The 5,008-nt window shown below is 70.9% G+C and carries 5 protein-coding genes and 1 pseudogene; 4 read left to right on the top strand and 2 right to left on the bottom strand.

What is annotated here, in order from left to right; translation table 11 throughout:
- Positions 1-109 precede the first annotated feature (109 nt).
- From CCN35_RS21590 to CCN35_RS21580, 3 genes are all read left to right on the top strand, one after another.
- On the top strand, positions 110-1,435 hold the full coding sequence (locus tag CCN35_RS21590) for a M20/M25/M40 family metallo-hydrolase (RefSeq protein ID WP_067394806.1): 1,326 nt from the start codon (positions 110-112) through the stop codon (positions 1,433-1,435).
- A 180-nt stretch (positions 1,436-1,615) separates the two neighbouring features.
- Complete coding sequence (gene chpH, locus CCN35_RS21585; protein ID WP_067394809.1) at positions 1,616-1,849, top strand: chaplin ChpH; 234 nt, start codon at positions 1,616-1,618, stop codon at positions 1,847-1,849.
- Positions 1,850-2,073: 224 nt separating this feature from the next.
- Positions 2,074-3,126, top strand: a complete 1,053-nt coding sequence (locus CCN35_RS21580) for a chaplin family protein (RefSeq protein WP_086793964.1) — start codon at positions 2,074-2,076, stop codon at positions 3,124-3,126.
- Between the two features lie 73 nt (positions 3,127-3,199).
- Here the strand turns inward: CCN35_RS21580 and CCN35_RS21575 are convergent, their stop codons facing one another.
- Entirely contained in the window at positions 3,200-3,388 is a 189-nt protein-coding gene (locus tag CCN35_RS21575; protein ID WP_027758838.1) for a DUF5703 family protein, read from the bottom strand.
- A gap of 47 nt (positions 3,389-3,435) precedes the next feature.
- Here CCN35_RS21575 and CCN35_RS21570 point away from each other — a divergent pair, with 47 nt between their 5' ends.
- Positions 3,436-4,158 carry a hypothetical protein gene (locus tag CCN35_RS21570; protein WP_067394813.1) on the top strand — a complete coding sequence of 241 codons (723 nt, stop codon included), beginning with the start codon at positions 3,436-3,438 and terminating at the stop codon, positions 4,156-4,158.
- 44 nt (positions 4,159-4,202) lie between these two features.
- Here the strand turns inward: CCN35_RS21570 and CCN35_RS21565 are convergent.
- Positions 4,203-4,928: pseudogene (locus CCN35_RS21565) on the bottom strand (ATP-binding domain-containing protein); the annotation flags it as partial.
- Positions 4,929-5,008 lie beyond the last annotated feature (80 nt).

Genomic DNA, 5,008 nt, shown 5'->3' with positions numbered 1-5,008 from the left:
AAAAACTGCATAGAGTAGGCAGAGTCAGATGTGGAGAAGAGACAGGGGGCGGCTGAGGGGACCACCGGCATACGCGGTGGACCACCGGCGCACAGTGGGAGGAAGCAGCGTGAGCGAGACGGACACGGCCAGGAGCGTCACCGCAGAGGACGAGGTCGTGGACCTCTGCCGCGAGTTGATCCGGATCGACACCAGCAACTACGGCGACCACTCGGGGCCGGGCGAGCGCAAGGCCGCCGAGTACGTCGCCGAGAAGCTCGCCGAGGTGGGGCTGGAGCCGAAGATCTTCGAGTCGCACCCGGGCCGAGCCTCCACCGTGGCCCGTATCGAGGGCGAGGACCCCTCCCGGCCCGCGCTGCTGATCCACGGCCACACCGACGTCGTACCGGCCAACGCCGACGACTGGACCCACCACCCCTTCTCCGGGGAGGTCGCGGACGGGTGCGTGTGGGGCCGCGGCGCGGTCGACATGAAGGACATGGACGCGATGACGCTGGCGGTCGTGCGGGACCGGCTGCGCAGCGGCCGCAAGCCCCCGCGGGACATCGTGCTGGCGTTCCTCGCGGACGAGGAGGCCGGCGGGACGTACGGGGCGCGCTACCTGGTCGACCACCACCCCGATCTGTTCGAGGGGGTCACCGAGGCGATCAGCGAGGTGGGCGGCTTCTCCTTCACGGTCAGCGAACAGCGGCGGCTGTACCTGATCCAGACGGCCGAGAAGGGCATGCACTGGATGAAGCTGACCGTGGCCGGCACCGCGGGGCACGGCTCCATGATCCACCGGGACAACGCGATCACCGAGCTGTCGGAGGCCGTGGCCCGCCTCGGGCGGCACAAGTTCCCGGTGCGGGTGACCAAGACCACCCGGGCCTTCCTCAACGAACTCGGCGACGCGCTCGGCGTCGAGCTCGACCCGGAGGACATGGACGGCACGCTCGCCAAGCTCGGCGGCATCGCCAAGCTCATCGGCGCCACCCTGAGCAACACCGCCAACCCCACGCAGCTGAACGCCGGTTACAAGGTCAACGTCATCCCGGGCGAGGCCACCGCGCATGTCGACGGGCGGTTCCTGCCCGGCTACGAGGAGGAGTTCCTCGCCGATCTGGACCGGATCCTCGGACCCAAGGTCAAGCGCGAGGACGTGCACGCCGACAAGGCCGTCGAGACCACCTTCGACGGGGCCCTGGTGGAGGCGATGCAGTCCGCGCTGCTGGCGGAGGACCCGGCCGCCAAGGCCATCCCGTACATGCTCTCCGGCGGCACCGACGCCAAGTCCTTCGACGATCTGGGCATCCGCTGCTTCGGCTTCGTGCCGCTGCGGCTGCCGCCGGAGCTGGATTTCGCAGGCATGTTCCACGGCGTGGACGAGCGGGTGCCGGTGGACGGTCTGAAGTTCGGTGTGCGTGTGCTCGATCGATTCATCGACGCGTCCTGAGGGATTTTTCGGGCATTTTTCGGCCCGGATCACGCCCGAAGGGGCCCGAACAATCGGCCGTGTGTGCGGAGACGACCAAGGAAGGGTGAATGCGACGATAAGCTCGTAGCTCCATTACTCCCTCCTCGTTACAAGTGATGCGATCACCAAAAGAGATCGCGTAGTAACGAGGAGGAATTAATGATCAAGAAGGTCGTCGCTGCCGCGGTTGCCACCGGTGGACTGGTTCTCGCGGGTGCCGGCGTGGCCGCTGCCGACTCCGGTGCTCAGGGTGCCGCCGCGCAGTCCCCGGGCGTGCTGTCCGGCAACGTCGTGCAGGTTCCTGTTCACGTGCCGGTGAACGCCTGCGGCAACACGATCTCCGTGATCGGGCTGCTGAACCCCGCCTTCGGCAACAGCTGCATGACCAAGTGACGTCGTGCCTCGCCCCGTGAGGGTCTGAGACCCGTCGGCCCCGGAGCGCACGCCATGCGCTCCGGGGCCGGCCGGTTTCCAGTGACCGCGACGACGATTTCCGTCCGGGGCGAATACGTGTTCCGGAAGGCTTTTCGACAGACGAAGAGCCTTCGGGATCCGAGAGCCGAGAAGTTCCGAAAGCCAGAAGAGGCCGAAGAGGCCGAAAGCAGGGATTCAGCGATATGCGACAGGTCACCCGCAAGGGCCTGATGACCGTGGCCGCGGCCACCGGCGTGATCGCCGCCGCGAGCGGCTACGCCCACGCCGACACGGGCGCCGCCGGTACCACGTCCGGTTCGCCGGGCGTGCTGTCGGGCAACACGGTGCAGGCGCCGGTGCATGTACCGGTCAATGTCTGCGGCAACACGATCAGTGTCGTCGGACTGCTCAACCCGGCGGTGGGCAATGCCTGTGGCAACCAGGACGGCGGGTCCGGGGCCGGGGGCTCGCACGCCGGCTCGCACGCCTCCGGGCACGCCGGTGGTTCGCCGGGTGTGCTGTCGGGCAACACGGTGCAGGCGCCGGTGCATGTGCCGGTGAACGTCTGCGGCAACACGATCAGTGTCGTCGGACTGCTCAACCCGGCGGTGGGCAATGCCTGTGGCAACCAGGACGGCGGGTCCGGGGCCGGGGGCTCGCACGCCGGCTCGCACGCCTCCGGGCACGCCGGTGGTTCGCCGGGTGTGCTGTCGGGCAACACGGTGCAGGCGCCGGTGCATGTGCCGGTCAATGTCTGCGGCAACAGCATCGATGTGATCGGCGCGGGCAATCCGGCCGGCGGCAACCGCTGCACCAACGGCGGAGGGGACAACGGCACCCCCGGCACTCCGGGGCAGCCCGGTGAGCCAGGGGATCCGGGGAACCCCGGTACTCCGGGTGAGCCGGGAGACCCCGGCACCCCGGGCGAGCCGGGTAACCCTGGCACTCCGGGTGAGCCGGGGGACCCCGGTACCCCGGGTGAGCCCGGTACTCCGGGTGAGCCGGGAGACCCCGGCACCCCGGGCGAGCCGGGTGAGCCGGGCCGGCCGGGCACGCCTCCCGTCCCGGGTGGTGACACCCCCGGGGGTGCCGTGCAGGTGAACCAGCCCGGCACGCAGTCCGCCGCGTCCAGTGGCCGGGCGCAGCTCGCCGACACCGGCAGCGACCTGCCCATGGGCGCCGTTCTGCCGGCGGGCGCCGGAGCGCTGCTCGCGGGTGCCGTGCTGTACCGCAAGGCCCGGTCCATCGCCCGGTGACCGCCCGTCCACGGTGCGCATGACGGAGCGGGCCCCGCGTCTGCGGGGCCCGCTGCGGCCCGGCCGTCTCAGCTCACCACGTGGCACGCACCTGGCGGATGATCCGCCGGCGCAACCGCACCCTGCGGCTGCCGTCGCGCAGCAGGCTCAGACGGTACAACTCCCAATGTCCGTACTCGGCGTGGTCCGTCAGCAGACGTGTCGTCTCCTTGCGGGAGACCCCACGGGGTACGTACACATCGACAAATTCGTATTCCGGCATCGCAACCATTGTGCGGTCTTGGGCCCGGTACGGATAGCGTCTGCACTATGTCTGATGCTGCGCAGCCCACCGCTGCCGAGGTACGCGCCGCCGCCGAGGCGGTCAAGGCCGCGCTCGACCGCCACCTGGCCGCGGTCGAGCGCAAGTCGGGGGAGGACGACCCGGCCGTCTACGAGGCGTTCAATCAGCTGGCAGCGGCCGCAGAGGCGTACGACGAGCTGCTCTACGACCGCTACGACGAGGTCACGCCCTTCGAGATCCCCGGTGACGACTCGCTGCCGCCGTACACGGGACCGGAGGAGCCGCATGCGATCAGTGTGCTGATCCGCCGCGACTACTCCGTGGTCGAGCCGCGTCGGCTGCTGGCCCAGGCCCAGCGGGTGGAGGCTGCGGACGGCGAGACCGGCACGGGCGGCGACGGGAACGCCTCCAGGACGGTCCCCGGGGCGCTCGGCATCCTGTTCGGCGAGTTCGAACCGGACGAGATCGCCTCCCGGCACAGCGAGTTCGGCCTGGAGGAGGGCGACTCCACCCTGTGGGTCACGGCCGCGGACGAACCCGCCGACCCGGGCGACTGGCTGGAGGCGCCCTTCGACCACGTCGATCCGGAGCGGGTCGTCTGCCGCTTCGACGTCAGCGCGGTCTTCGACGACGAGGACGACGAGGACGGCGACGACGAGGACGACCTCGACGGGGACGACGCCGACGACGATCTCGACGTCGGACTCGACGACGAGGACCTGGAGCCGCTGGACGCACTCGACCGCTGAGCGGCAGCGGAACGGCGGCAGGAAGGCTGCGACGACGACGGGCCTCAGCCCGCCGCCCGTTCCTCCGCCGCCTGCCTCTGCGCGCGAAGCAGGTCGGGCAGACGGGTCGTACGGGGCTTCGCCGGCACCTCGGCCACGGCCCGCGGGAGCGCCTGCTTCGCCCCGTGCACCACGGACAGATGGCGGCTCGCCCGGCTGAACGCCGTGTAGACCCACGGCCGGCTGAGCGCCCGTGCCGCGTCACCGGGCAGCACCACGACCACCGCGGGCCAGCGGCAGCCCACCGCCTGGTGCGCGGTCAGCGCCCACCCGTGCCGCACCTGCGTCTCCACCCACTCCCTCGGAACGACCACGGGAGTGCCCGAGCAGGACAGGTGCAGCCCCTCGGCGTCGCCCTTCACCACATGACCGGGCAGCACACGGCCCGGGGCGGGGGAGTAGACGATCCGGTCTCCCGGGTCGAAGCCGCCGAAGCGGCCGGGCCCCGGATTGAGCCGTGCCTTCAGGGCCGCGTTCAGCGCACGGGTACCGGCCCCGCCTCCATGCCCCGGAGTGATCACCGCCGTCCGCTCGGCCGGGACGCCGATGGCCCGCGGCACCGAGTCCACGACGAGCTGCACGGTCCGGTGCACGGCCTCGCCCGCGTCCCGCACCGGGACGATCACGACCTCCCGGTCGGGCGCCGCCACCTCGTTCAGCTCGCCGACGCCGATGCCGGAGACCAGCTCGCCCAGCGGTCCGGGGTCCGGCACCCGTGAGGCGATCCGGGGGTGCTGTGGTCCGTGGGGCCCGGGCGGGTCTTCGCGGATCTGCTGGCGGCGCGGGTCTGCCCCCGGATCGCCTCACGGGT

Origin of the sequence: Streptomyces thermovulgaris (genome assembly GCF_002155915.1) — a bacterium.
GTDB classification, from domain to species: domain Bacteria; phylum Actinomycetota; class Actinomycetes; order Streptomycetales; family Streptomycetaceae; genus Streptomyces; species Streptomyces thermovulgaris.
The sequence above is the reverse complement of the archived record's forward strand: the minus strand, read 5'-3'. Positions and strand labels throughout refer to the sequence as shown.